The following is a 22,103-nucleotide window of genomic DNA, read 5'->3' as shown; positions in this document are numbered from 1 at the left end:
GCGGCATGGCAGGTTCAGACTGGGACCTGTCGGCCCAGGCCTGGATCGCCAGCATGGGCGAGCGCGGCGACTGGATGCGCGAGCACGTCCTCGATCCGGCAATGACGAAGCGGCTTTCCGGACGCGGCTATCGCAAGGCACTCGATGTGGGATGCGGCGAAGGGCGCCTGTGCCGCCTGCTTGGCTCGCTGGGCATTGCTTCCATCGGAATCGATCCGACGGCACGGCTGATCGAAGAAGCGGTCAAGCGCGATCCTGGCGGGCAGTACCAGGTCGGCTCCGCCCACGACCTGCCTTTCGACAATGCCAGCTTCGACCTGGTGGTGTCCTGCTTCAGCCTGATCGACATTGCCGACTACAAGACGGCGATCGGGCAAATGGCGCGGGTGCTGGCGCCGGGCGGGGTGCTGGTCATCGCGAACCTCAATTCCTTCGTCACCGTCCCGACACAGGATGAGGCGCGCGAGCGCTGGGTTTATGGCGATGACGGGCGCCGCGCTCATTTCCGCTTCGATCACTATCTGGATGAGGCGGTAAACCATGAGGAATGGGCCGGGATCGCGATCACGAATTATCACCGGCCGCTCTCTGCCTATATGAAGGCGCTGATCGGGCAGGGCTTGCAGCTCACATATTTCGACGAGCCGGAACCCGTCTCGGGCGAACCCGCCAAGGTCGAGAAGTACCGGCGCGTGCCTTACGCCCTGCTGATGGAATGGCAGAAGAGCTGATCTTCCGGGCTCAGCCCCAGCGCCCCGTTTCCATCCACATCAGGAATCGCTTCAGCGGCAGCAGCCAGATCAATCCCAGCACTATGTAGATCAACGTCTGCACCAAGGTCGGCCAGTCGCCGATAATGCCCGGCGCATAGCGGGCAATCACCAGGCCGTAGACCAGCAGCGCCGCAAGCAGGCCAAGCACGCCCACCGGAATGCGCCATGTCGGTTCGGTGCGCATCAGAATGGTCCCAGGATTCGCGTGGGCGTGACGATGGCGGCGAGCGGCATGTCGTGATCTTCCACCGGCAGGTCGCCCACTTCCTGCATGTCCCACGCCATGCCGATGGCGATGGTGTCCGGATGCGCTTCCAGCCAGCGATCGTAGAAGCCGCCGCCCTGGCCGAGGCGGTCGCCTGTCACGGTGAAGCCGACCAGCGGCATGAAGAGGACGTCGGGCACGATTTCGGGCAGCCCGCCAGAAGGCTGGCGCAGGCCCATCGGGCCGTCCTCGAGATCACTCTCTTCGAACGGGTCGCTATGCGCGTGAAAGCGCATCGGCGCATCAAGCGTGGTGATGCGGGGCAGGGCAATGGGGTGGCCGCGCTCGAAGAAGAACTTGGTGTAGGAGAAGGCGGGCGCTTCGCCGGGATCGGCGCGATAGAGACCGATGGTCGCGCCTTCGGGCACCATTTCCAGCACCGGCGCGGGCGGGCGATTGAAGACCAGCGCGCTCACTTCCTTCGGCAGGGCGGCGGCATGTTCGCGGCGGGCCTTGCGCAATTGCTTGCGCAGCGCGGCTTTGCGATCCGCAATCGTCTCTGTCACCTAGTGCTTCTCCCCATAGTGAGTGGCGGAACCACCATGGGTCGTTTTCCGGGAAATCCACTGACGCCTCAACGTCAGGTGGGCGCCGTATATCCAGAGCCGCCAGGACGAACCCGTGACCCCGGTAGGGACAGCTCCCTTGGATTGCTTATAGCCTCAGGGATTTTCTAACAGCTCGTGCCGGGCAGTCCCGCCGAGCGGTTATCTAGGGAGCGGAAGCCTGCTCCTCAAGCTTGGATGCGAGAGATTCCAGCCTTTCCGCCAATTCTTCCAGTGGTTCGCCGACGGGAGGCATCTTGGGAAGCTCATTCGAATCAGCGCCGCTATTCGCTTCCTGCGCCTCGTCCGCCATCAGCAGCGCGGCATAGAGCAGCGTGTGCGCTTCGGACATTCCCTGCAAGCCGGCCGTTGCCGACAGCTTGCTGTCGATGGCAGCGCCCAGCTTCTCGATATGCTGTTCCTCGCCTTCCGCGCATCCCAGCGTGTAGCGGCGGCCGCCGATGGTCAGGTTGACATTGCTCATGCCTCCATCTCCCCGATCAGGGAATCGATCTGGGCGAGGGTGGCCATTGCCTCTTTCCGCAGCTTTTCGTGACGTTCGGCAAGGGCGCTGTCTTCAACAGGCACGGGAGGAACCGTCGCAGCCGCTTCGATCCGCCGCGTCGCCGCCTTGATCCTGGCCATCGCCCGCAGGATGCGTTCCTCCTCCATGCGGGGTGATTAACCAAATCCGACAATGTCCGCAAAGGCTTGGCGCGTGAAGTTGTGAATAAGCCTAGCGTCCCGGCTCACGCCAAAGGCAGTTGATCTCAGGGCCGTGCTTGACGGGCGGGCAGGGCCTCCCCCAATGAGCGCGCAATCGAATCGTGACCCGAGAACCCTAGAGCGGAGAGAATTTCCCGATGAGCCAGGACGCATCCACTTTCCAGTCGATGGCCAATGCCATTCGCGCCCTCACCATGGATGCGGTGCAGGCCGCCAATATCGGGCACCCCGGCATGCCGATGGGCATGGCTGACGTGGCGACGGTTCTCTATTCCGATTACCTCAAATTCGATCCTAAGGATCCGCAGTGGCCCGATCGCGACCGCTTCGTGCTGTCCGCCGGCCATGGCTCGATGCTCATTTATTCGCTGCTGCATCTCACCGGCTATGCCGAGCCGACGATGGATGACATCCGCAACTTCCGCCAGCTGGGCAGCCCCTGCGCCGGTCACCCGGAAAACTTCCTGATCGATGGCGTGGAATGCACCACCGGCCCGCTGGGCCAGGGCCTGGCGATGGGCGTGGGCATGGCGATTGCCGAACGCCATCTCAACGCCAAGTTCGGCGACGATGTGATCGACCACAAGACCTGGGTTCTGGCGGGCGACGGCTGCCTGATGGAAGGCATTAATCACGAAGCGATCGGCATTGCCGGCCACCTCGAGCTGGGCAATCTGATCGTGCTGTGGGACGACAACAACGTCACCATTGACGGTTCGGTCGAGCTCTCCTCCAGCGAGGACGTGCTGGCCCGCTATGAAGCGACCAAGTGGCACACGGTGCGTTGTGACGGCCATGACCCGGCCGATATCCGCCGCGCCATCGTGGAAGCGGTGTCCGATCCGCGCCCCTCGATCGTCGCCTGCAAGACGATCATCGGCAAGGGCTCGCCCAACAAGCAGGGCACCTCGGGCGTGCATGGCGCACCACTGGGCGAGAATGAAGTCGCAGCGGCTCGCGTGGAGCTGGGTTGGGAGCACGAACCTTTCGTGATCCCCGATGACATCATGGCCAACTGGCGCGAGCTGGGTAAGCGCGGCGGCGAGGCCAATGCGGCGTGGAAGGCGCGCCTCGATGCGAGCGGCAAGAAGGCCGATCTCGAAAACCAGCTGGCAGGCGTTGCCGATCAGGCCGCCCCGGCGCTGGAAGAGCACATCAGCGCACTCGCCAAGGACCCGCCCAAGGTGGCGAGCCGCAAGGCCTCCGAAATGGCGCTGGGCCCGCTGACCGAGAAGATTCCGCAGCTGATCGGCGGCTCTGCCGACCTCACGGGCTCGAACAATACCAAGACCGCCTCCACCGATCCCCTCACCTGCGGCAATTACGGTGGCCGCTATCTCTATTATGGCATCCGCGAATTCGGCATGGCCGCGGCGATGAACGGCATGTTCCTGCATGGCGGTGTGGTGCCCTATGGCGGCACTTTCCTGATCTTCAGCGACTATGCCCGCAACGCCATCCGCCTCTCCGCGCTGCAGAAGGCTGGCGTGGTCTATGTGATGACGCATGATTCGATCGGCCTTGGCGAAGACGGCCCGACCCACCAGCCGGTGGAGCAGGTAATGTCGCTGCGCCTGATCCCGAACCTCAACGTCTATCGCCCCGCCGATGCCATCGAGACGGCCGAATGCTGGGCGCTCGCGCTGCAGACGCCCAACACGCCCTCTGTGCTGTGCCTGTCGCGCCAGAACCTGCCGCCCGTGCGCGGCGAGGGTGACGAGAATTGGACCGCTGCTTCCAACCGCTCGGCCAAGGGCGCCTATCGCCTGAAGGCGGCCGGTGCGGATCGCAAGGTCGTGCTGCTGGCAACCGGCTCCGAAGTCTCGGTCGCGCTCGATACGGCCGCCGCGCTCGAAGCACAGGGCATCGGTGCCGACGTTGTTTCGGTCCCGTGCCAGGAGCTCTTCAACAAGCAGGATGCCGCCTACAAGGCTGACCTCATCCCCGCTGATGCGCTCGCCGTCTCGATCGAAGCGGGTGTCACGCAGGGCTGGGAGCGCTATACGGGCATGAACGGCCTCAACATTGGCCTCGACCGCTTCGGTGCTTCGGCCCCGGCGCCGGTCCTGTTCGAACATTTCGGCTTCTCGGCAGAGAAGATCGTCCCGCAAATTCTTGCAAAGCTTGCCAATTAATCAGGAGACAGGTCCATGGCGACGAAAGTATCGATCAACGGTTTCGGACGTATTGGCCGCCTGGTCGCGCGCGCGATCCTGGAGCGTGACGATCACGACCTGGAACTGGTGGCGATCAATGACCTGGCGGACACCAATGCCAACGCGCTGCTTTTCGCATTCGACAGCACGCATGGCCGCTTCCCCGGCACGGTGGAGGTCGATGGCAGCAACCTCGTCGTGAACGGCAAGACCATCGCCGTCACGTCCGAGCGCGATCCCGCCAATCTGCCGCATGGCGAAATGGGCGTGGACATCGTCCTCGAATGCACCGGCTTCTTCCAGAGCCACGATGCCTCCAAGCCGCATCTCGACGCGGGCGCCAAGCGTGTGCTGATCTCGGCCCCGGCCAAGAATGTCTCGGCCACCGTGGTCTATGGCGTGAACCACCAGATCCTTACCGCGGATGACGTGATCGTTTCCAACGCCAGCTGCACCACCAACTGCCTCTCGCCTGTTGCCAAGGTTCTGAACGAGTTGGTGGGGATCGAGCGTGGCTTCATGACCACGATCCACTCCTACACCAATGACCAGCGCATGCTGGACCAGATGCATTCCGACATGCGCCGGGCGCGCGGCGGGGCGCAGAACATGATCCCGACTACGACTGGCGCTGCCCGCGCGGTTGGGCTGGTACTGCCAGAACTCGCCGGCAAGCTGGATGGCTCCTCCGTCCGCGTGCCGACGCCGAATGTGTCGCTGGTGGACCTCGTCTTCCAGCCCGGCCGCGATACCACGGCGGAAGAGCTGAACGCGGCGCTGAAGGCTGCCGCGGAAGGCGCGATGAAGGGCGTGCTCGACTATACCGACAAGCCGCTGGTCAGCTCCGACTTCAACCACCATCCGGCCAGCTCGACCATCGACAGCCTCGAAACCTCGGTCATGGAAGGCAAGCTTGCCCGCGTGGTCAGCTGGTACGATAACGAGTGGGGCTTCTCCAACCGCATGATCGACACCGCTGGCGTGATGGCGAAGTTCCTCTAAGGGGACCAGAAACATGGGCAAGTTCAAGACACTTGATGATCTCGGCGACGTAACCGGCAAGGTTGCGCTGGTCCGGGTGGACCTGAACCTGCCCATGATGGACGGCCGGGCGACCGACCTGACCCGCGCAAAGGCGGTTGCCCCCACCATTCTCGAACTGGCGGGGAAGGGCGCGAAAGTCCTCCTGCTCGCCCATTTCGGACGGCCCAAGGGGGAGCGTCACTCGATCCTCTCGCTCAGCCTGATCCAGGGTGAGATCGAGCGCGTGCTCGACAAGGAAGTGATGTTCATCCCCGAAGTGCACGGCCCGGTGGTCGCGCAATCGGTCGACATCCTTGGCCCCGGCGATATCGGCATGCTGGAAAACACGCGCTTCTGGCCGGGTGAGGAAGCCAATGACCGCGCCTTTGCCGAAGCGATCGCCGCCAATGGCGATTTATACGTCAACGATGCCTTTTCCGCCGCGCACCGCGCGCATGCGAGCACAGAGGGGTTGGCGCATTTGCTGCCTGCCTATGCCGGCCGCGCAATGGAAAAGGAGCTGACCGCGCTCGACGCCGCGCTAGGCAATCCGCAGACGCCGGTTGCCGCCGTGGTCGGCGGGGCGAAGGTCTCGACCAAGCTGGCAGTGCTCGAAAACCTCGTGGGCAAGGTGCAGCACCTCATCATCGGCGGCGGCATGGCCAACACTTTCCTCGCCGCGCGCGGCGTGGATGTCGGCAAGTCGCTATGCGAGCATGACCTCACCGCCAAGGCGGAGGCAATCATGGATGCCGCCGACAAGGCCGGCTGCACCGTGCATCTGCCCTATGACGTGGTGGTGGCCAAGGAATTCGCCGCCAATCCGCCGTCGCTGCGTACCTGCAACGTGCATGAAGTCGCGGCCGACGAGATGATCCTCGATATCGGTCCGCAGGCGGTCGAGGCGCTGGGCGATGTGCTCAAGACCTGCCGCACGCTGGTGTGGAACGGCCCGCTCGGTGCTTTCGAGACGCCGCCTTTCGATGCCGCGACCGTGGCGCTGGCCAAGACGGCGGCGGCGCTGACGGCGGAAGGGTCGCTGGTCTCCGTTGCTGGCGGCGGCGACACGGTGGCCGCACTTGCCCATGCCGGGGTGACCGGGGACGTGACTTATATCTCCACCGCTGGCGGGGCCTTCCTCGAATGGATGGAAGGTAGGGAACTCCCGGGCGTCGCGGCGCTGTCCGCCTGATCAGTCGGGCGGATTGTCCGGCGACCAGCCTTCATAAGCGAAGCGATAGTCCTCCGGACCGACCGGATCGGCGCCCGCCATTTGTCCGGGCTCGGCACTGACCAGATTGAGGACATAGCCGCGTACGCTTTCGGGTTCGCCGAGTGTCACCGGCACAGTCTCGCGCCATCCGGCTCCGTCCACGCGCGTTTCCACCACGATCCGCCCCGCCCATACGCAGCGCGCGTTGATCGGGCAGCGCGAATCCTCGGTGACTTTCATAGGGGTCAGCACGACATCTTCCACTGCAACTGGTTCGCCCAGCGCGACCATGCTGCCCTCGGAAGCGATGGGTCCAGCATCGACGATGGGAGCGTCGGAATAGGTCGCGCATCCCGAAAGGGCGCAGGCGGTGAAGATCAGGGGCAGGATCGGTTTCATCACTGCCATCAACGCCCGATCAGCTTTCCGGGTCCTGAACCGGCAAAGGCGGGCTGGAAACTCGGCGCGCTGGAGGCTAGATCGCGCGCATGTCCGATTGCCAACTCTACCTGATCTCGCCGCTCGATGTCGGCGGCGACTTCCCCGAACGGCTTGCCCGCGCTCTCGATGCCGGGCCGGTCGCAGCCTTCCAGTTCCGCGTGAAGGACGTGGACCAGCATGAGGCTGCGCGCCTCGCCGAACCCCTGCAGGCGATCTGCGCCGAGCGCGAAGTGGCCTTCATTATCAATGACGATGTCGCGCTGGCCAAGCGGCTCAAGGCCGATGGCGTGCATCTTGGGCAGCAGGATGGCGACCCGCGCGAGGTTCGCGAGGAGTTGGGGCACGAGATACAGATCGGCGTCACCTGCCATGACAGCCGTCACCTCGCCATGGAAGCGGGCGAGGCGGGGGCGGATTATGTCGCCTTTGGCGCCTTCTTCCCGTCCTCCACCAAGGAAACGAGCCACAAGCCCGAACCCGAACTGCTGACATGGTGGCAGGACCTGTTCGAAATACCCTGCGTCGCCATCGGTGGCATCACGCCGGAGAATTGCGGTCCGCTGATCGAGGCAGGCGCGGATTTCCTCGCCGTGTCGGGCGCAGTGTGGAATGGCGATGAAGTGGCGGCGGTGAAGGCATTCGCCGAGAAGCTGAAGGGCTGATCAGCGCCCGCGGCGATAGCAGCGCAACCGGCCCGGCTCGCCGTTTTCGATCTTGCGCAGGAAGCCGGTGGAGATCACCGCATATTGCTGCCCGTTGCGCGGGCCGCTGGTCATCGTCACCACGTCACCGCGCCGCAGATAGGTGCCGCTGCCTTCCTCGGTGACGTAACGCGACGCGCTGGCGATGCGGAAATTCTCGTGCGGCTGCTCGACGCCCACCTGACTGCCAGCATCGCCGGGAAGCTCGCAAATATATTGCCCCCGCTCGATCGTGCCGATCTGGCCCTGCGCCATGGCGGGGGCGGCGACGAGAAGAGCAAGTGGAGCGAGGGCGAAGCGGGTCATGGCTGCGCCTTTAGCACGCCTCGCTTGCATGGCCATGAATGATTGCCTGTCCCCCAGTTGGCGGCTTGCCGAAATGGGCGCTTGCGTCTAGGGCGCGCGCTACTCCGAATTTCCAAGCAATCCAAAGGCGGCAAGCCCCATGAAGATCAGCGGTGTGGACATCCGTCCCGGCAACATCATCGAATATGAAGGCGGCATCTGGAAGGTCGCCAAGATCCAGCACACCCAGCCCGGCAAGGGCGGCGCCTATATGCAGGTCGAAATGAAGAACCTGCAGGATGGCCGCAAGACCAATGTCCGCTTCCGCAGCGCCGACACGGTGGAGAAGGTGCGCCTCGACACCAAGGACTACCAGTTCCTCTACGAAGATGGCGACATGCTGGTGTTCATGGACCAGGACACGTTCGAGCAGATCACCCTGCCGAGCGACCTGCTGGGCGATGCGCGCCCGTTCCTGACCGACGGCATGCAGGTGCAGCTGGAACTGTGGGAGGAAAAGCCCATTTCCGTGCAGCTTCCCGCGCAGATCGAGGCTGAGATTGTTGAGGCCGATGCTGTGGTGAAGGGGCAGACTGCTTCCTCCAGCTACAAGCCCGCCATACTCGACAACGGCGTGCGCATCATGGTCCCGCCCCATATCGGAAGCGGCACGCGCATCATCGTCGATGTCTACGAACAGACTTATGTCGGAAAGGCCGGCTAACTTCCCATGGCTGCAATTTCAGGTCTGATCCGCGTGATGGAAAAGGCGGCCCGCAAGGCGGGTGGCCGGTTGCGTCGCGACTTCGGCGAAGTGGAACACCTGCAGGTGAGCCGCAAGGGCCCGTCGGACTTCGTCTCCAAGGCTGACCAGCAGGCCGAGCGCGCCATTTATGACGAGCTGCTGCAGGCGCGCCCCGACTGGGGTTTCGTGCTGGAGGAAGCCGGGGTGATCGAGGGCGATCCCGACAAGCCGCGCTGGATCATCGATCCGCTCGACGGCACCAGCAACTTCCTCCACGGCATCCCGCATTTCGCGATCTCCATCGCCGTGCAGGAGCCGAAGCTGGGTGGCGGCGGCTGGGGCGAGGTGACTGCGGGCCTGGTCTACCAGCCGATCACCGATGAGACCTTCTGGGCGGAAAAGTCGCGCGGCGCATGGCTGCAGGACGCGCGCCTGCGCGTCTCCGGCCGTCGCCAGCTGTCCGAAGCGCTGTTCGCCACCGGCACGCCCTACCAGGCGCATGGCAACTTTGCCGAATGGGCGAAGATCTTCGCCGCCATCGGACCGCAGGTTGCGGGCATTCGCCGCTTCGGTTCGGCGGCGCTCGACCTCGCATGGGTTGCGGCGGGCCGGTATGACGGGTTCTGGGAAAGCGAACTCTCGCCCTGGGATACGGCTGCCGGCTGCCTGCTGGTGCGTGAGGCGGGTGGTTTCGTGACCGATTATCGCGGCCGTTCGCAGCCGATCTGCGATGAACAGGTGATCGCGGGCAACGATCCGCTGCATTCGCGGCTGCACAAGATCATCGCTGGCGCATTGAAAGGCTGACAAATCAGCGCATTTCCTTGAACCTGCGTCCATGCGCCGCTAATCGCATGGACATGAGGCAGGCCTCCGTGGCGGAATTGGTAGACGCGCTCGACTCAAAATCGAGTTTCTTCGGAAGTGCCGGTTCGAGTCCGGCCGGAGGTACCATCCTGTCTCACCCGGTTTGGGGACCCCCAGCGTGATCGACATGCCTTCCTATCACGCGATTGCTGCCATGGTGCTGACAATCGGCGTGTTCATCGCTTTCGCGCGCGGCTGGTTCACCACTGAAATCGTCTCCCTGCTGACCATCGCGATTATCGCGGTCGGCCTCTACTTCTACCCGCTGCCGCACACCACGCGCACTGACGGGCTGACGCTCGCATTCGGCGGATTCGGCCATTATGCGCTGATCACCATTTGCGCGCTGATGATCATGGGGCGCGGATTGGTGGTGACAGGGGCGCTGGAGCCTGCGGCGCGGGCGCTGGAGAAGGTCTGGAAGATCAATCTCCAGCTAGGCCTGCTCGTTTCCCTGCTGCTGGCGCTGTTCCTGTCGATGATCGTCAACGACACGCCCGTGCTGGTGCTGCTGCTGCCGATCTTCGTGGCGCTGGCGCAGCGCGGGGCCATGCCTGCTTCCAAGACGCTGATCCCGCTCAACGCCGCCGTGCTGATCGGCGGCATGGCGACGACCATCGGCACCTCTACCAACCTGCTGGTGGTCTCCATCGCCACCGATCTCGGCATGCCGGAAATGTCGGTGTTTCATTACACGCCGATCGTGCTGGCCGCTGCGCTGGTCGCCTTGCCCTATCTGTGGCTGGTCATGCCGCGTCTGCTGCCGGACAACAGTCCGGACGAAATCCAGGCCGTGCGCCGCTTCTACACCCGCATGCGCGTGACGCCGGACAGCGAACTCGTCGGCAAGCATTTCGATGAGGTGATGGAAAAGCTGCCGCAGGATTTCCGGTTCGAGGAACGGCCCGACGGCCCCTTCGCCGCCGGCCAGCGGCTGCTGATTTCCGGCACGCATGATGCGCTGGAGGAAGCCAACCGCATGCTCAAGGGCAAGGTTGCGCCCGGCTGGGTGATGGATCGCATCCGCCAGCGTTCGGCCAGCGGGAAAGAAGATATCCAGGTGGTGGAAATGGTGGTGACCGCGGATTCGCGCATCATCAACCGCACGCTGGCGACATCGGGCATTGCCGACAATTACGGCGTGGCGGTGCTCGGCATTCACCGTCCCGAAAGGCTCGTCAGCAATCGGCCCGTCATCAGCACGGAGGAGGAGATCCGCCTTTCCGAAGGCGACGTGCTGTTGGTCATGGGCCTGCCGGAGGGGATCCAGGATTTCGCCAGTGGCGACAGCCTGCTGCAGCTCGAAGGCGCCAAGGACATGCCCCGCCGGTCCAAGGCGCTGCTGTCGGCCGCGATCATGTTCGGATCGGTCTTCACCGCCTCCATCGGCCTGTTCCCCATCGCCATCGCCGCGCTGGGCGGGGCGATCCTGATGTTCCTGACCGGCTGCGTGAAGTTCGACCGCGTGGGCCGCGCTCTCTCCGCCAAGGTGATCGTGCTGGTGGCGGCGAGCATCGCCATCGGGCGCATCATCCTCGATAGCGGGGCGGCGGGCTGGCTGGGTCAGGCCATGTCACTAGGGCTGCAATATCTGCCGCCTGCGGGCGTGCTGGCGGCGATCATGCTGTTCGTGACGCTGCTGACCAATTTCGCCTCCAACGCCACGGCCGCCACGGTGGGTACGCCGATCGCCTTCAACATCGCCGCGACGCTGGGCCTGCCGGAAGAGCCGCTGATCCTGGCGGTGCTGTTCGGTTGCAACCTCTGCTACGCAACGCCGATCGCCTACCAGACCAACATGCTGATCATGTCGGAGGGGAATTACCGCTTCGCTGACTATTTGCGCACCGGCGTGCCGCTGGTTTTGCTGATGGTGGCGACGCTCAGCCTGTTGCTGGTGGTCTCCTACGACATGTAGCGCGAGGCCGCGCGCCTATAGCGCGTGTTCACGATGTCCGCTGCGGCGGCGCGAGGCGGCTTCGAGCACGGCCATCACCCGCTGACGTTCGCGCGCGTTTTCGATGCCGCCTTCCTCCAGTTCGCGCAGCAGGTCCTGCAGCTCTTCCTCGCTCAGCTTGTCGAGATGGGCGGCGGTAAATCCTGCATTTTCGGAATTGTCCGCCGGCAACTCGACGGAGACGATGTCATTGCGGCCGTTAAAGGCGCTTGCCTGGCCATAGCCATCGGAGAAATTGGCTTCTTCGCCGAAGCTCCCCAGATTGGTGGCGCCATCGCGGCGGGTCAGCTGCGCTTCGCCATATTTGGGCGTGTCGCTCTCTTCCTGGCTGGCGCCGGTTTTGCTTTGCGGCACCTCCTCGCTCGGGGTACGGGCAGCCTCCAGCTCCTCATTCTCGCCATGCGCGAACATGGCAATGGCGGCCGTGATCATCAGCGTGACCACCGCGAAATGGCGATACATTTCATAGGGGATAGGGGGCTTGCTAAGCTGCGCCATCCCGGGCCCATAGGAGCCCAAACCTTAACCATGACCGGGGCGAAACTGGTTAATTTCGGTTTACCGCGACACCTTTCTGCGGCGGAAAGCTTTTTCGCCGCAGGAGTGTAAAATTTACCGACATTTCACCTCTCGCTCCTAATCGCCGGTGCATGGGTTGGAAAAAGCCACCCCCTGCGACCGGCTTGGAGCAATGATCCGACTTTTCAAACATTACGTACCGCATGCGGTTCTGTTGCTGGGGTTGATCGACTTCGTGCTGCTGCTCGGGGCGAACAACCTGGCATGGCTGCTGCGCGCGGGGCAGATCGGGATGGACCCTGGCAGCCTCCTCGATCGCTTGCCGACCATGGGTTTCATCTCCGTGGTTACCATGACCGCGATGATCGCTGTGGGCGTATTCGGCGCCGATGCATTGCGCTCGATGCGCTTTGCAGGCGCGCGCCTGCTGGTAGCGGTGAGCCTCGCTGTGCTCGGGCTCGGTTTCCTCGATTTCATCCTGCCAGGGCAGACCTGGTGGCGCTCCATCCTGCTTTACGCGATGGGCCTGTCGATCGTCTTCCTGATGGCCAACCGGCTGATCGTGGGCGGCATCCTTGGCGCATCGGCCTTTCGCCGCCGCGTGCTGGTGCTGGGCGCGGGCGACCGGGCCCGCCGCCTGCGTGCGCTGGGGCTTAAGCCCGAAAGCGGCTTTTCGGTGGTCGGCTTTGTCAGCATGGGCGCGCAGGCCCCCGTGATCGAAGAGGCGATCCCGCGTTCCGCCATCGATGACCTGTCACGCCATGTCGCCACGCTGGGGGCGAGCGAAGTGGTGCTGGCACTGGAGGAGCGCCGCAATGCCCTGCCGCTCAAGGACCTGCTGCGGATCAAGACGCTGGGCGTCCATGTCAACGACTTCTCCAGTTTCATGGAGCGCGAGACGGGCCGCGTCGATCTCGACACACTAAACCCCAGCTGGCTGATCTTCTCCGACGGGTTTTCCTCTGGCCGTGCGGTGTCGAGCGCGGTGAAGCGCATTTTCGACGTTCTCGCTAGCCTCGTGCTGCTAGTCCTCACCCTCCCCGTGATCGCGACATTCGCGCTGCTGGTGAAGCTGGACAGCAAGGGCCCTGCCTTCTTCCGCCAGACGCGCATCGGCATTTACGGGCAGAGATTCACGCTGGTGAAGCTGCGTTCGATGCGTGCCGATGCGGAAAAGGACGGCGCGAAATGGGCAGAGAAGGCGGATCCGCGCATCACCCGCATCGGCGCCTTCATCCGCAAGCTCAGGATCGATGAGCTGCCGCAGGTCTGGACCGTGCTGAAGGGCGAAATGAGCTTCGTCGGTCCGCGCCCGGAAGTGCCGCAATTCGTCTCCGACCTGGAAGAGAAGCTGCCCTTCTACGCCGAAAGGCACATGGTGAAGCCCGGCATTACCGGGTGGGCGCAGATCAACTACCCCTACGGCGCGAGCATCGAGGACGCCCGGCGCAAGCTGGAATACGACCTCTACTACGCCAAGAACTACACGCCATTCCTCGACCTGCTGATCCTGCTGCAGACGATGCGCGTGATCCTGTGGCCGGAGGGCGCACGATGACCGGGCTGGTCTGGAATCTCGTGATCGACGGTCTGCACGTCGCGGCAGCGGTCGGCGCAATCCTGCTGGTTGTGCGCCTGCTCGCCCGAAGGGAAGCCGCCGGGACGGTAATGCGCCGCGCCGCGCTGGCGCTGGGCATCAGCGCCGTCTGGGCGATCGCCAGCGCGGCGATGGATCCCGAGGCGGAGGTTATCCAGCTGCTGGTCAGCGCGACCTATTTCGCCTGGCTGTGGCTGCTCTTTGCCCTTTTCGCACATGACGAGCGGGACAAGAGCCTGGGGCCGGTGAAGCCGGTGATCTTTGTGCTGACATTCCTGGAGCTGGTGCAGGTCGGCTTCACCTTCACCCGCATGTCCTATGCCGGTGATCCGGCGGCGCAGGAACTCCTGCTCAATTTCGCGATCATGTTCCGGCTGCTGTTCTGCATTGGCGCGCTGGTGCTGGTGCACAACCTCTATGTCGGCGCGGCGCAGCAGGCGCGGCGCTCGCTGCAATTGCCCGCAGCGGCGCTGGCGGTGCTGTGGCTCTACGACCTCAATCTCTACACCATTGCCTATCTCGCCAGTGAGACGCCGGCCGCGCTGATCGACCTGAGGTCTCTGGCGATCCTCGCCTCGACTGCCCTGCTCGGCTTCGGCATGTTGAGGGCTGACAAGGAACTGCGCTTCAAGCCGTCGCGCAGCTTCGCTTTCCGCTCCTTCTCGCTGGCGATCATCGGCGCTTACCTGCTGGTGATGGTGCTGATCGCGCAGGCCATCGCCTATGCCGGCCGCGACTTCTCGCCGCTGATGCAGTTCGGTTTCGTGATTGCCGCCACCGGCATTGCGCTTGCCTTCCTCCCCTCGCAGCATTTGCGCAGCTGGCTGCGGGTGACGATTTCCAAGCACCTGTTCCAGCACCGTTATGACTATCGCGCCGAATGGCTGCGCTTCACCGATACGATCGGCCGTGCCGGGCCGCAGGCGGCGCCTTTGCACGAGCGCGCGGTGCAGGCGGTGGCCGACATCACCGACAGTCCGCGCGGGCTGCTGCTGACGCCGCGCGACGAAGGCGGGATGACGCTGGACGCGCGCTGGAACTGGCCGCAGGCCGCCGTGCCTGCAGAGGCGCTTTCGATTGCTGGAGCACGCTTTTTCGAGGAGAGCCAGTTCATCCTCGACATCGACGATCTGCGCAATGGCCGCACGGAGTCGATTCCCGCTGCTGCCTGCCCGCAATGGCTGCTGGAGGACCAGGAAGCCTGGGCCATGGTGCCGCTTCTCCATTACGAGCGCTTGCTTGCCGTTGTTATTCTCTCGCGCCCGCCGGTTGCCCGGCTGCTCGACTGGGAGGATTTCGACCTGTTGCGCGTGATCGGCCGCCAGCTTGCCAGCTACCTTGCCGAACAGACCAGCCAGGACGCACTGGGCGAGGCGCAGCGTTTTGACGAGTTCAACCGCCGCATCGCCTTCGTCATGCATGACATCAAGAACCTCGCCAGCCAGCTCTCCCTGCTGGCGGGCAATGCGGAAAAGCATGCCGAGAAGCCCGAATTCCGCGCGGACATGATCCTCACCCTGCGCAACTCTACCGACAAGCTGCAGGCGCTGCTCAACCGCCTTGGCCGCTATGGCGCGCAAGGCGGCGGGGCGCACCAGCCTTTCGACCTCAATGCGGTGATCGACCGCGTGGCGGCACAGTTCACCGACAAGCATCAGGTCGTCCTGCTTGAACGCGACGAATGCGCGGTCAACGGCGATCCCGAGGCGCTTGAACAGGCGTTGGTGCATCTGGTGCAGAACGCGATCGATGCCAGCAGACCCGCCACGCCCGTCTTCATCGACCAGCGCGTCGATGGTGCGAACGCCACGATCGAGGTGGTCGATTCCGGCAGCGGTATGAGCCCGGAGTTTGTCCGGACAAAGCTGTTCAAGCCGTTCCATTCGTCGAAACAGGGCGGCTTCGGTATCGGCGCGTTTGAATCGCGCGAACTTGTGCGCGCCATGGGCGGCAGGCTGGATGTGGAATCGCGCGAGGGCATCGGCACGCGCTTCATCATCGTGCTGCCGCTCTCCGAAGCGGCCAAGCTGATGAACACGCTCAAAGGCAATTCGAACAATAATGCGGAGGTCGCCTGATGGCGGACAACAAGCCCAAACTCCTGATCGTCGAGGATGACGAGGGACTGCAGGCCCAGCTCAAATGGGCCTATGACGATTTCGACGTGGTGATCGCGGGCGACCGTGCCAGCGCGATCGCCGCGCTGCGTTCGGAAGCACCCAGCGTGGTGACGCTGGACCTCGGCCTGCCGCCCGATCCCGATGGCACCACGGAGGGCTTTGCCGTGCTCGATGAGATCATGGCGCTGAAGCCCGATACCAAGGTGATCGTCGCCTCCGGCCATGGTGCGCGCGAAAGCGCGCTGACCGCGATCGAGCGCGGGGCCTACGACTTCTACCAGAAGCCGGTGGATATCGACCAGCTGGGCCTGATCGTGCGCCGTGCCTTCAATCTCTTCGCTATCGAGGCGGAGAACCGCAAGCTGGCGGCGCAGGCGGGCGAGGGCAACCGTGTGCTCGGCCAGATGATCACTGCCGCGCCCGAAATGGTGAAAGTTGCGCGCACGATCGAGCGCGTGGCCAATACCAATGTCTCGGTCATGCTGCTGGGTGCGAGCGGGACGGGCAAGGAACTGCTCGCCCGCGGCCTCCACGATGCGAGCGACCGGCGCGACGGAACCTTCGTTGCGATCAACTGCGCGGCGATCCCCGAAAACCTGCTCGAAAGCGAGCTGTTCGGCCATGAGAAGGGCGCCTTCACGGGGGCCGTGAAGACCACCGAGGGCAAGATCGAGCAGGCCGATGGCGGTACGCTGTTCCTTGACGAAGTTGGCGATATCCCGCTGCCGCTGCAGGTAAAGCTGCTGCGTTTCATCCAGGAGCGCACGATCGAGCGGATCGGCGGGCGCAAGCATATCCCGGTCGACACGCGCATCGTCTGCGCCACGCATCAGGACCTGGAAAAGATGATCGGCGAGGGGGCTTTCCGCGAGGACCTGTTCTATCGCCTCGCCGAAGTGGTCATCAAGGTGCCCTCGCTGGCCGAGCGTCCGGGCGATGCGACCCTGCTCGCCAAGGCTTTCCTCAAGCGCTTTGCCGATGAGATGAATCCGTCCGTTACCGGCTTTGCGCCCGATGCGCTGGCGGCAATCGACGGCTGGCCGTGGCCCGGCAATGTCCGCGAGCTGGAAAACCGTGTGAAGCGCGCGGTGATCATGGCCGATGGCAAGCTCGTCCATGCCGAGGATCTCGACCTTGGGACTGCGGCGGAGGAGGAGGGCGACGTACTCAATTTGAAGAGCGCGCGCGAGCAGGCCGATCGCAAGGTCATCCGCCATGCGCTGGCCCGGAGCGAGGGCAATATCTCCAGCACCGCCAAGATGCTCGGGATCAGCCGGCCGACGCTGTACGACCTCCTCAAGCAATATGACCTGCAAACCTGACAGGCGCTGGCTGGCAGGGCTGGCGGCGGGCTGCCTTGCGGCGGCCGCGCTGGTCGGTCCCCTGTCGGCCGCGCCTGCGGATGATGCGATTGCCGAGGCCCTGGCCGCGCTCGACCGCGGCGATGGCGTTGCCGCCGAAGTAGCTGGCAAGCGCGCGCTGGAGGAAGGCGCGAGCCGCAGCCAGGTCGCCGCGCTGATCGGAGCGGGCGAGTTCCTGCAGGGAGACCTGCGCGACGCGCGCCAGTGGCTCGCCGGTGCCGGATTCGATGCCGCGACGCGCAAGCGGGGCCTGCATGCGCTTGCCCGGCTGGAACTGTCCGAGGACAATCTGCCCGCCGCCGCCGAGATCTTCGACCGGATGATCGCCATGGGCGAAGTGGATGGTGAGGTCTGGGTCGATATTGGCCGCATGCGCTATCGTGCGGGCCAGCACCGGCTGGCGCTGGAGGCGGCAAACGAAGCGGTGCGGATCGATCCGGGGGAACCGCGTGCGCTGGAATTCTACGCCCAGCTGACACGCGACGTGCAGGGCTTGCGCGCTGCGCTATCGGTTTTCGAGCGCGCGCTCGCCAATGCGCCCGAAGATGGCGGACTACTCGCCCAATATGCCGCGACTTTGGGCGATGCCGGCGAACATGCGCGCAGCCTCGCCGCGGCACGCGAGCTGGTCGAGTTGGGCGGCGAGACGCCCTACGCGTTTTACATCCAGGCGATCCTCGCGGCGCGGGCGGGCGAGGATGACCTAGCGCGGCGCATCTGGTGGCGCACAGACAAGACTTTCGACCGTACGGCGGCGGGTCTCGCCGTGTCGGGCATCCTTGAATTTCGGGGCGGCAATTATGCGTTGGCGGTCGCGCATTTCGACGCGCTGCGCCGGTTGCAGCCTTTCAACGAAAGCGCGCTGCTGATGCTGAGCCGCGTGCTGGTCGCGAATGGCGAGGCCAATGTGGCGGCAAGCCTGCTCGAACCGCTGGTCGAGCGCAGCGATGCCTCACCCTATGTGCTGACACTGGCCGCACGCGCGCATGAGCAGTTGGGCGAGCGGGGCAAAGCGGGCGTTTATCTCGATCGTGCCGCTGCGCCGCTTCCGCTGGCTCCGTCTCCGCACCCGGCTTTCCTGCCGCGCGACGATTACGGGAATCTGCGCGACCCCTCGCACCCGGTGATGCAGTTGCGGATCCTGCTGGCCGATGGCGAGAGGGCTGCGGCTGAGCGGGCCGTGGCCGATTTCCTCGAACGGTTTCCGGGCTCGCTCGACCTGCAGATGCTGGCAGGCGATGTTCGCGCATTGGCGGGCGACGAGGTTGCGGCTCTAGAGCGCTATCGCGCGGCGGCTGAGTTGCGCAGCAACTGGCCTGTGGTCCAGCGCATGGCGGCGATCCTGATCCGGCAGGACCGCATGGCACAGGCGCGCCGCATGCTGGCGGAGCATATCCTGCAAAACCCGCGCGACCAGGAGGCGATTGTTATGCTCGCCCGGCTGCATCGCGCCGCCGGAAACCCCTCGCGTGCCACGCTCCTGCTGCGACAGGCGGCGCAATTCGCCGGTGGTGAGCGCGATCCCGCCTTGCTCGCGGAGCTTGCCGAAATGGAGCTGGCGCTGGGCAATCAGGCCGAGGCGCTTGTGGCCGCGAGCACGGCGCATGACCTCTCGCGCTCCAACCGCAGGGTCGCACAGGTTCTGGCGCGCGCGATAGAACTGGGCGGCGGCAAGCCAGCCTCCGTGCAGGCCCTTTCGCTCAAGGCTCAGGCCCGCTGACAGCTAGCTCTGGACAGCGCCTGCCGCGCACGGCAGGTCGCAACACATGGCGATCACGCGCATCCTTTCCGCTTTCGATCCGCTGGTCCGCCTGTTGCTGCTGGCGATCCTGCTTGCCTCCGTCGTACCTGTCATGGGCGAGGACCGCGCAATTGCCCGGACCATCTCCGATTGCGCGATTTTCCTGCTGTTCCTGCTGAACGGCTTGCGCCTTCCGCGCCAGCAAGTGGTAGCGGGCATCGGCAACTGGCGCTTCCTGCTCCCGTTGGGCCTATGGTGTTTCCTTGGCATGGGCGCGGCGGGCTGGGTGCTGTGGCGGTTGGGAGTAAGCATCCTGCCCGAACAGGTCGCGCTCGGCCTGCTGTTCCTCGGCATCCTGCCTTCCACCGTGCAATCGGCGACCTCCTATTCCTCGCTGGGGGGAGGCAATGTCGCCGTGTCTGTCGTCGCGGCGGCGGTGATCAATGTTGCGGGGGTCTTCGTCACCGCGCCGCTGCTGGCGCTGCTGGCGGGCACGGCAGATGTGGGCATCGACATGGGCGGCTTGCGGCGCATCGCGATCATCCTGCTGCTGCCCTTCGCGCTGGGCCAGCTGGCGCAGGGCTGGGCGGGGGAATGGGTACGCGAGCGGAAAAGCCTCGTCGGATGGGCGGACAAGACCTGCATCGCCATCGCCGTCTATGTCGCCTTTTCGGGCGCGGTGGAGCAAGGCCTGTGGACGCAGGTGAGTGGCGCGGACTGGGCTGTGTTGCTGGCGCTGGTAGTGGTGTTCCTCGCGCTCGGCTTCGGCGGGTCCTGGCTTCTGTCAGGCGTTCTCGGGCTGGCGCGGGCGGAGCGTATATCCTTCCTCTTCGCCGGTGCGCAGAAGAGCATCGCGCTGGGCGCGCCGCTCGCCAGCGTGCTGTTCCCGCCTGCCGTTGCCGGACTGCTGCTGCTGCCCGTGCTCGTTTATCACCTGTTGCAGCTGGTGCTGTCCGCCCCGCTGGCGAACCGCCTCAATCGGCAGTCGGACTAGCATCCCCATTGCGCCTGTTGTGGCGCACCGACCACCATAGCGACAGGAAGATCAGCGCCGCGCCGATCAGGCCGGTGATCGTTTCGGGAATGTGGAACTTGGCGGAAGCCAGCATGATGCCGCCCAGCACGATGATCGCCCAGAACGCTCCGTTCTCGAGGAAGCGATATTGCGCCAGCGTGCCCTTTTCGACGAGGTGGATGGTCATCGAACGCACGAACATCGCACCGATCGACAGGCCCAGCGCGATCACGATCATGTTGTTGGACAGCGCAAAGGCACCGATCACGCCGTCGAAGCTGAAGCTGGCGTCCAGCACGTTGAGATAGAGGAAGCCGCCAAGCCCGCTGCGCACCACTGCGCCCGATAGCCGCTGCTTCTCCTCATGCAGTTCGAGCATGGTGCTGATCCCTTCCACCGCGATAAAGGTGACGAGGCCCAGGATACCCGCGATCAGGAAAGTCAGCGCCTCTTCCGGGGGAAGCAGGCCGGAAATGCCCCACAGTACCAGCAGCAATATGGCAATCTCAGCAGCGGGAAGGGCCGCGAATTTCGACAGCCATTCCTCGATCTTGAAGATCCAGTGCACGTCCTTGTCGAGGTCGAAGAAGAACTTCAGGCCCACCATCGCAAGGAACGCGCCTCCGAAACCGGCAATGCCGACATGGGCAGAGCTTACGATCCGCTCATATTCGCGCGGATTGTTCAGCGAGAGGTTGATTGTCTCCATCGGACCAAGACCTGCCGCGATGGCCACGATGGCAAGCGGGAAGACGATGCGCATGCCGAACACGGCAAAGGCAATGCCCCAGGTCAGGAAGCGCTTTTGCCAGACCTTGTCCATGTCCTTCAGCACCGAGGCATTGACCACGGCATTGTCGAAGCTGAGCGAGATTTCGAGCACGGACAGCACCACGATGATCCACAGCATCGCCGCTGTGCCCGATACGGTGCCCGTGCTCACCCAGCCATACCAGGCGCCAAGGCCCAGGCAGATGAGCGTGAAAATCAGCGAAAAGCCGTAGAAACGCTTGAGCGTTGCCATTGAAGTCCTCGGTAAGTCAGATGTGGTTTCGGCTAGAGCAGCGTTTTGCGCCGCACAAGGTTCCTGCCGAAGCTATGCGCGGTTGTTTCTCTGCCTATTTGGGTTGGTAGGTCTGTTCCTCGCCCGGGAAAGTCCGTGCGCGCACTTCGCTTGCATAGGTTTCGGCGGCACCGGCAATGGTCTCGGCGATGTTCTCGTAACGCTTCACGAAGCGCGGCACGCGTTCGAACATGCCCAGCATGTCCTCGGTCACCAGCACCTGCCCGTCGCATTGGGCGGAGGCGCCGATGCCGATGGTGGGGCAATCGACCGCCTTGGTGGCGGCAATGGCAATGGGTTCCACCACGCCTTCGACCACGATAGCAAAGGCGCCTGCCGCGCACAGCGCCTTGGCATCGCCGACGATCTTGTCCGCTTCCGCATCATCGCGCCCGCGCGCCTTGTAGCCGCCCAGCACGTTCACGGCCTGGGGCGTGAGGCCGACATGGCCCATCACCGGAATGCCGCGCTTGACGAGGAATTCGACCGTTTCGGCCATCGCCTCCCCGCCTTCCAGCTTGACCGCGGCCGCCCCGCTTTCCTTCAGCAGGAAGGCGGCGCTGTCGAAAGCATCCTGAGGTGAGCCCTCGTAGGAACCGAAAGGCATGTCGACCACCACGACCGAATGGTAGGAGCCGCGCACGACGGCAGCGGCGTGGTTCGCCATCATCTCCAGCGTCACCGGGATGGTGGAGGGCAGGCCGTAGATCACCTGGCCGAGTGAATCGCCCACCAGCAACATATCGCAATGTGCATCGAGCAGCTGCGCCTGCCGCGCTGTATAGGCGGTCAGCATGACGATGGGCTGCTGGGTCACGCCATCCTGCTTGCGTTCGCGGATCGCCGGAACGGTAAGGCGGCGCATCGGCTGCGGCGTGGGATTGGCGCGACTGGTGGAGGTATCGAGATTGAAGGTCGTGGACATGTCGGCCTTCTAGCAGACCCTCCCCTCGACGCGAGGGGGTTTTCTATGCATCACTTCGAAGCATC

At 64.3% G+C, this 22,103-nt stretch carries 22 protein-coding genes, 1 tRNA gene and 1 other RNA gene; 14 read left to right on the top strand and 10 right to left on the bottom strand.

From position 1 onward, the window contains the following. Nucleotides 1–5 precede the first annotated feature (5 nt). Entirely contained in the window at nt 6–731 is a 726-nt protein-coding gene (locus tag E5222_RS07970) for a class I SAM-dependent methyltransferase (protein WP_136693237.1), read from the top strand. A 10-nt stretch (nt 732–741) separates the two neighbouring features. On the opposite strand, the gene E5222_RS07965 is transcribed toward E5222_RS07970, so the two are convergent. The 5 genes from E5222_RS07965 to E5222_RS07950 all read right to left on the bottom strand — a co-directional run bounded on the left by E5222_RS07965 (nt 742) and on the right by E5222_RS07950 (nt 2,255). Continuing rightward, a complete protein-coding gene (locus tag E5222_RS07965) occupies nt 742–957 on the bottom strand; it encodes a DUF2842 domain-containing protein (protein ID WP_136693236.1) in 216 nt (71 codons plus the stop codon). After that, nucleotides 957–1,544 (bottom strand): 5-formyltetrahydrofolate cyclo-ligase, encoded by a 588-nt coding sequence (locus E5222_RS07960; RefSeq protein WP_246021614.1) that lies wholly within the window; start codon nt 1,542–1,544, stop codon nt 957–959. The genes E5222_RS07965 and E5222_RS07960 overlap by 1 nt, the downstream gene beginning before the upstream one ends. 24 nt (nt 1,545–1,568) lie before the next feature. Then, nucleotides 1,569–1,738: non-coding RNA, 6S RNA (ssrS, locus tag E5222_RS16915), on the bottom strand. A gap of 11 nt (nt 1,739–1,749) precedes the next feature. After that, a complete protein-coding gene (locus E5222_RS07955) occupies nt 1,750–2,067 on the bottom strand; it encodes a cell division protein ZapA (protein ID WP_136693235.1) in 318 nt (105 codons plus the stop codon). Further along, nucleotides 2,064–2,255, bottom strand: a complete 192-nt coding sequence (locus tag E5222_RS07950) for a hypothetical protein (RefSeq protein ID WP_136693234.1) — start codon at nt 2,253–2,255, stop codon at nt 2,064–2,066. The genes E5222_RS07955 and E5222_RS07950 overlap by 4 nt, the downstream gene beginning before the upstream one ends. Before the next feature lie 191 nt (nt 2,256–2,446). On the opposite strand from E5222_RS07950, the gene tkt reads away from it, so the two are divergent. From tkt to E5222_RS07935, 3 genes are read left to right on the top strand one after another with little or no spacing between them, the layout of a single operon-like run. Further along, nucleotides 2,447–4,444, top strand: a complete 1,998-nt coding sequence (gene tkt, locus E5222_RS07945; RefSeq protein ID WP_136693233.1) for a transketolase — start codon at nt 2,447–2,449, stop codon at nt 4,442–4,444. A 15-nt stretch (nt 4,445–4,459) separates the two neighbouring features. Further along, nucleotides 4,460–5,467, top strand: coding sequence for a type I glyceraldehyde-3-phosphate dehydrogenase (gene gap, locus E5222_RS07940; RefSeq protein WP_136693232.1), 1,008 nt, complete (start codon nt 4,460–4,462; stop codon nt 5,465–5,467). A 13-nt stretch (nt 5,468–5,480) separates the two neighbouring features. After that, entirely contained in the window at nt 5,481–6,680 is a 1,200-nt protein-coding gene (locus tag E5222_RS07935) for a phosphoglycerate kinase (protein WP_136693231.1), read from the top strand. Here the strand turns inward: E5222_RS07935 and E5222_RS07930 are convergent, their stop codons facing one another. Then, nucleotides 6,681–7,109, bottom strand: coding sequence for a hypothetical protein (locus E5222_RS07930; RefSeq protein WP_136693230.1), 429 nt, complete (start codon nt 7,107–7,109; stop codon nt 6,681–6,683). Between the two features lie 80 nt (nt 7,110–7,189). On the opposite strand from E5222_RS07930, the gene thiE reads away from it, so the two are divergent. Beyond that, nucleotides 7,190–7,804: a thiamine phosphate synthase gene (thiE, locus tag E5222_RS07925; RefSeq protein WP_136693229.1), complete on the top strand. Its 615-nt coding sequence runs from the start codon at nt 7,190–7,192 to the stop codon at nt 7,802–7,804. Here the strand turns inward: thiE and E5222_RS07920 are convergent, their stop codons facing one another. Continuing rightward, the gene (locus E5222_RS07920) at nt 7,805–8,149 is read right to left on the bottom strand and encodes an elongation factor P (protein WP_136693228.1); all 345 of its coding nucleotides are present in this window, start codon (nt 8,147–8,149) and stop codon (nt 7,805–7,807) included. A 139-nt stretch (nt 8,150–8,288) separates the two neighbouring features. Here E5222_RS07920 and efp point away from each other — a divergent pair, with 139 nt between their 5' ends. The 4 genes from efp to E5222_RS07900 all read left to right on the top strand — a co-directional run bounded on the left by efp (nt 8,289) and on the right by E5222_RS07900 (nt 11,658). After that, the gene (gene efp / locus E5222_RS07915; RefSeq protein ID WP_136693227.1) at nt 8,289–8,852 is read left to right on the top strand and encodes an elongation factor P; all 564 of its coding nucleotides are present in this window, start codon (nt 8,289–8,291) and stop codon (nt 8,850–8,852) included. A 6-nt stretch (nt 8,853–8,858) separates the two neighbouring features. Beyond that, nucleotides 8,859–9,680 (top strand): inositol monophosphatase family protein, encoded by an 822-nt coding sequence (locus E5222_RS07910; RefSeq protein WP_136693226.1) that lies wholly within the window; start codon nt 8,859–8,861, stop codon nt 9,678–9,680. Nucleotides 9,681–9,742: 62 nt separating this feature from the next. Further along, nucleotides 9,743–9,827: transfer RNA gene (locus E5222_RS07905), tRNA-Leu, on the top strand. A 40-nt stretch (nt 9,828–9,867) separates the two neighbouring features. After that, complete coding sequence (locus E5222_RS07900) at nt 9,868–11,658, top strand: SLC13 family permease (RefSeq protein ID WP_246021707.1); 1,791 nt, start codon at nt 9,868–9,870, stop codon at nt 11,656–11,658. A gap of 15 nt (nt 11,659–11,673) precedes the next feature. Here the strand turns inward: E5222_RS07900 and E5222_RS07895 are convergent, their stop codons facing one another. Further along, on the bottom strand, nt 11,674–12,195 hold the full coding sequence (locus E5222_RS07895; protein ID WP_136693225.1) for a hypothetical protein: 522 nt from the start codon (nt 12,193–12,195) through the stop codon (nt 11,674–11,676). Between the two features lie 193 nt (nt 12,196–12,388). Between E5222_RS07895 and E5222_RS07890 the strand changes: the two genes are divergently transcribed. Genes E5222_RS07890 through E5222_RS07870 form a run of 5 tightly spaced genes read left to right on the top strand, consistent with a single transcriptional unit; the run spans nt 12,389 to nt 20,029 of the window. Then, on the top strand, nt 12,389–13,774 hold the full coding sequence (locus tag E5222_RS07890) for a TIGR03013 family XrtA/PEP-CTERM system glycosyltransferase (protein ID WP_136693224.1): 1,386 nt from the start codon (nt 12,389–12,391) through the stop codon (nt 13,772–13,774). Further along, nucleotides 13,771–15,891 carry an XrtA/PEP-CTERM system histidine kinase PrsK gene (gene prsK / locus E5222_RS07885; protein WP_136693223.1) on the top strand — a complete coding sequence of 707 codons (2,121 nt, stop codon included), beginning with the start codon at nt 13,771–13,773 and terminating at the stop codon, nt 15,889–15,891. The genes E5222_RS07890 and prsK overlap by 4 nt, the downstream gene beginning before the upstream one ends. Then, nucleotides 15,891–17,255 carry a PEP-CTERM-box response regulator transcription factor gene (gene prsR, locus E5222_RS07880; protein ID WP_136693222.1) on the top strand — a complete coding sequence of 455 codons (1,365 nt, stop codon included), beginning with the start codon at nt 15,891–15,893 and terminating at the stop codon, nt 17,253–17,255. The genes prsK and prsR overlap by 1 nt, the downstream gene beginning before the upstream one ends. Further along, entirely contained in the window at nt 17,239–19,014 is a 1,776-nt protein-coding gene (locus E5222_RS07875; protein WP_169053523.1) for a tetratricopeptide repeat protein, read from the top strand. Before prsR ends, E5222_RS07875 begins: the two co-directional genes overlap by 17 nt. Before the next feature lie 46 nt (nt 19,015–19,060). Further along, complete coding sequence (locus tag E5222_RS07870) at nt 19,061–20,029, top strand: bile acid:sodium symporter (protein ID WP_136693220.1); 969 nt, start codon at nt 19,061–19,063, stop codon at nt 20,027–20,029. Here the strand turns inward: E5222_RS07870 and E5222_RS07865 are convergent. Beyond that, nucleotides 20,010–21,074 carry a DUF475 domain-containing protein gene (locus E5222_RS07865; RefSeq protein ID WP_136693219.1) on the bottom strand — a complete coding sequence of 355 codons (1,065 nt, stop codon included), beginning with the start codon at nt 21,072–21,074 and terminating at the stop codon, nt 20,010–20,012. The genes E5222_RS07870 and E5222_RS07865 overlap by 20 nt on opposite strands. A 94-nt stretch (nt 21,075–21,168) precedes the next feature. Next, nucleotides 21,169–22,038 carry a 3-methyl-2-oxobutanoate hydroxymethyltransferase gene (panB, locus tag E5222_RS07860; protein WP_136693218.1) on the bottom strand — a complete coding sequence of 290 codons (870 nt, stop codon included), beginning with the start codon at nt 22,036–22,038 and terminating at the stop codon, nt 21,169–21,171. Between the last annotated feature and the right edge of the window lie 65 nt (nt 22,039–22,103).

The organism is Alteraurantiacibacter aquimixticola (genome assembly GCF_004965515.1).
Lineage (GTDB): Bacteria > Pseudomonadota > Alphaproteobacteria > Sphingomonadales > Sphingomonadaceae > Alteraurantiacibacter > Alteraurantiacibacter aquimixticola.
This window is presented reverse-complemented; position numbering and strand designations above follow the sequence as displayed.

Coding starts and splice junctions, on each gene's coding strand:
- E5222_RS07970 (WP_136693237.1), top strand. CDS start 6: ATGGCAGGTTCAGACTGGGACCTGTCGGCCCAGGCCTGGATCGCCAGC.
- E5222_RS07865 (WP_136693219.1), bottom strand. CDS start 21,074: ATGGCAACGCTCAAGCGTTTCTACGGCTTTTCGCTGATTTTCACGCTC.
- panB (WP_136693218.1), bottom strand. CDS start 22,038: ATGTCCACGACCTTCAATCTCGATACCTCCACCAGTCGCGCCAATCCC.
- gap (WP_136693232.1), top strand. CDS start 4,460: ATGGCGACGAAAGTATCGATCAACGGTTTCGGACGTATTGGCCGCCTG.
- E5222_RS07910 (WP_136693226.1), top strand. CDS start 8,859: ATGGCTGCAATTTCAGGTCTGATCCGCGTGATGGAAAAGGCGGCCCGC.
- E5222_RS07875 (WP_169053523.1), top strand. CDS start 17,239: ATGACCTGCAAACCTGACAGGCGCTGGCTGGCAGGGCTGGCGGCGGGC.
- E5222_RS07955 (WP_136693235.1), bottom strand. CDS start 2,067: ATGAGCAATGTCAACCTGACCATCGGCGGCCGCCGCTACACGCTGGGA.
- E5222_RS07935 (WP_136693231.1), top strand. CDS start 5,481: ATGGGCAAGTTCAAGACACTTGATGATCTCGGCGACGTAACCGGCAAG.
- E5222_RS07950 (WP_136693234.1), bottom strand. CDS start 2,255: ATGGAGGAGGAACGCATCCTGCGGGCGATGGCCAGGATCAAGGCGGCG.
- E5222_RS07930 (WP_136693230.1), bottom strand. CDS start 7,109: ATGGCAGTGATGAAACCGATCCTGCCCCTGATCTTCACCGCCTGCGCC.
- E5222_RS07965 (WP_136693236.1), bottom strand. CDS start 957: ATGCGCACCGAACCGACATGGCGCATTCCGGTGGGCGTGCTTGGCCTG.
- efp (WP_136693227.1), top strand. CDS start 8,289: ATGAAGATCAGCGGTGTGGACATCCGTCCCGGCAACATCATCGAATAT.
- prsR (WP_136693222.1), top strand. CDS start 15,891: ATGGCGGACAACAAGCCCAAACTCCTGATCGTCGAGGATGACGAGGGA.
- E5222_RS07895 (WP_136693225.1), bottom strand. CDS start 12,195: ATGGCGCAGCTTAGCAAGCCCCCTATCCCCTATGAAATGTATCGCCAT.
- prsK (WP_136693223.1), top strand. CDS start 13,771: ATGACCGGGCTGGTCTGGAATCTCGTGATCGACGGTCTGCACGTCGCG.
- E5222_RS07870 (WP_136693220.1), top strand. CDS start 19,061: ATGGCGATCACGCGCATCCTTTCCGCTTTCGATCCGCTGGTCCGCCTG.
- tkt (WP_136693233.1), top strand. CDS start 2,447: ATGAGCCAGGACGCATCCACTTTCCAGTCGATGGCCAATGCCATTCGC.
- thiE (WP_136693229.1), top strand. CDS start 7,190: ATGTCCGATTGCCAACTCTACCTGATCTCGCCGCTCGATGTCGGCGGC.
- E5222_RS07890 (WP_136693224.1), top strand. CDS start 12,389: ATGATCCGACTTTTCAAACATTACGTACCGCATGCGGTTCTGTTGCTG.
- E5222_RS07900 (WP_246021707.1), top strand. CDS start 9,868: ATGCCTTCCTATCACGCGATTGCTGCCATGGTGCTGACAATCGGCGTG.
- E5222_RS07920 (WP_136693228.1), bottom strand. CDS start 8,149: ATGACCCGCTTCGCCCTCGCTCCACTTGCTCTTCTCGTCGCCGCCCCC.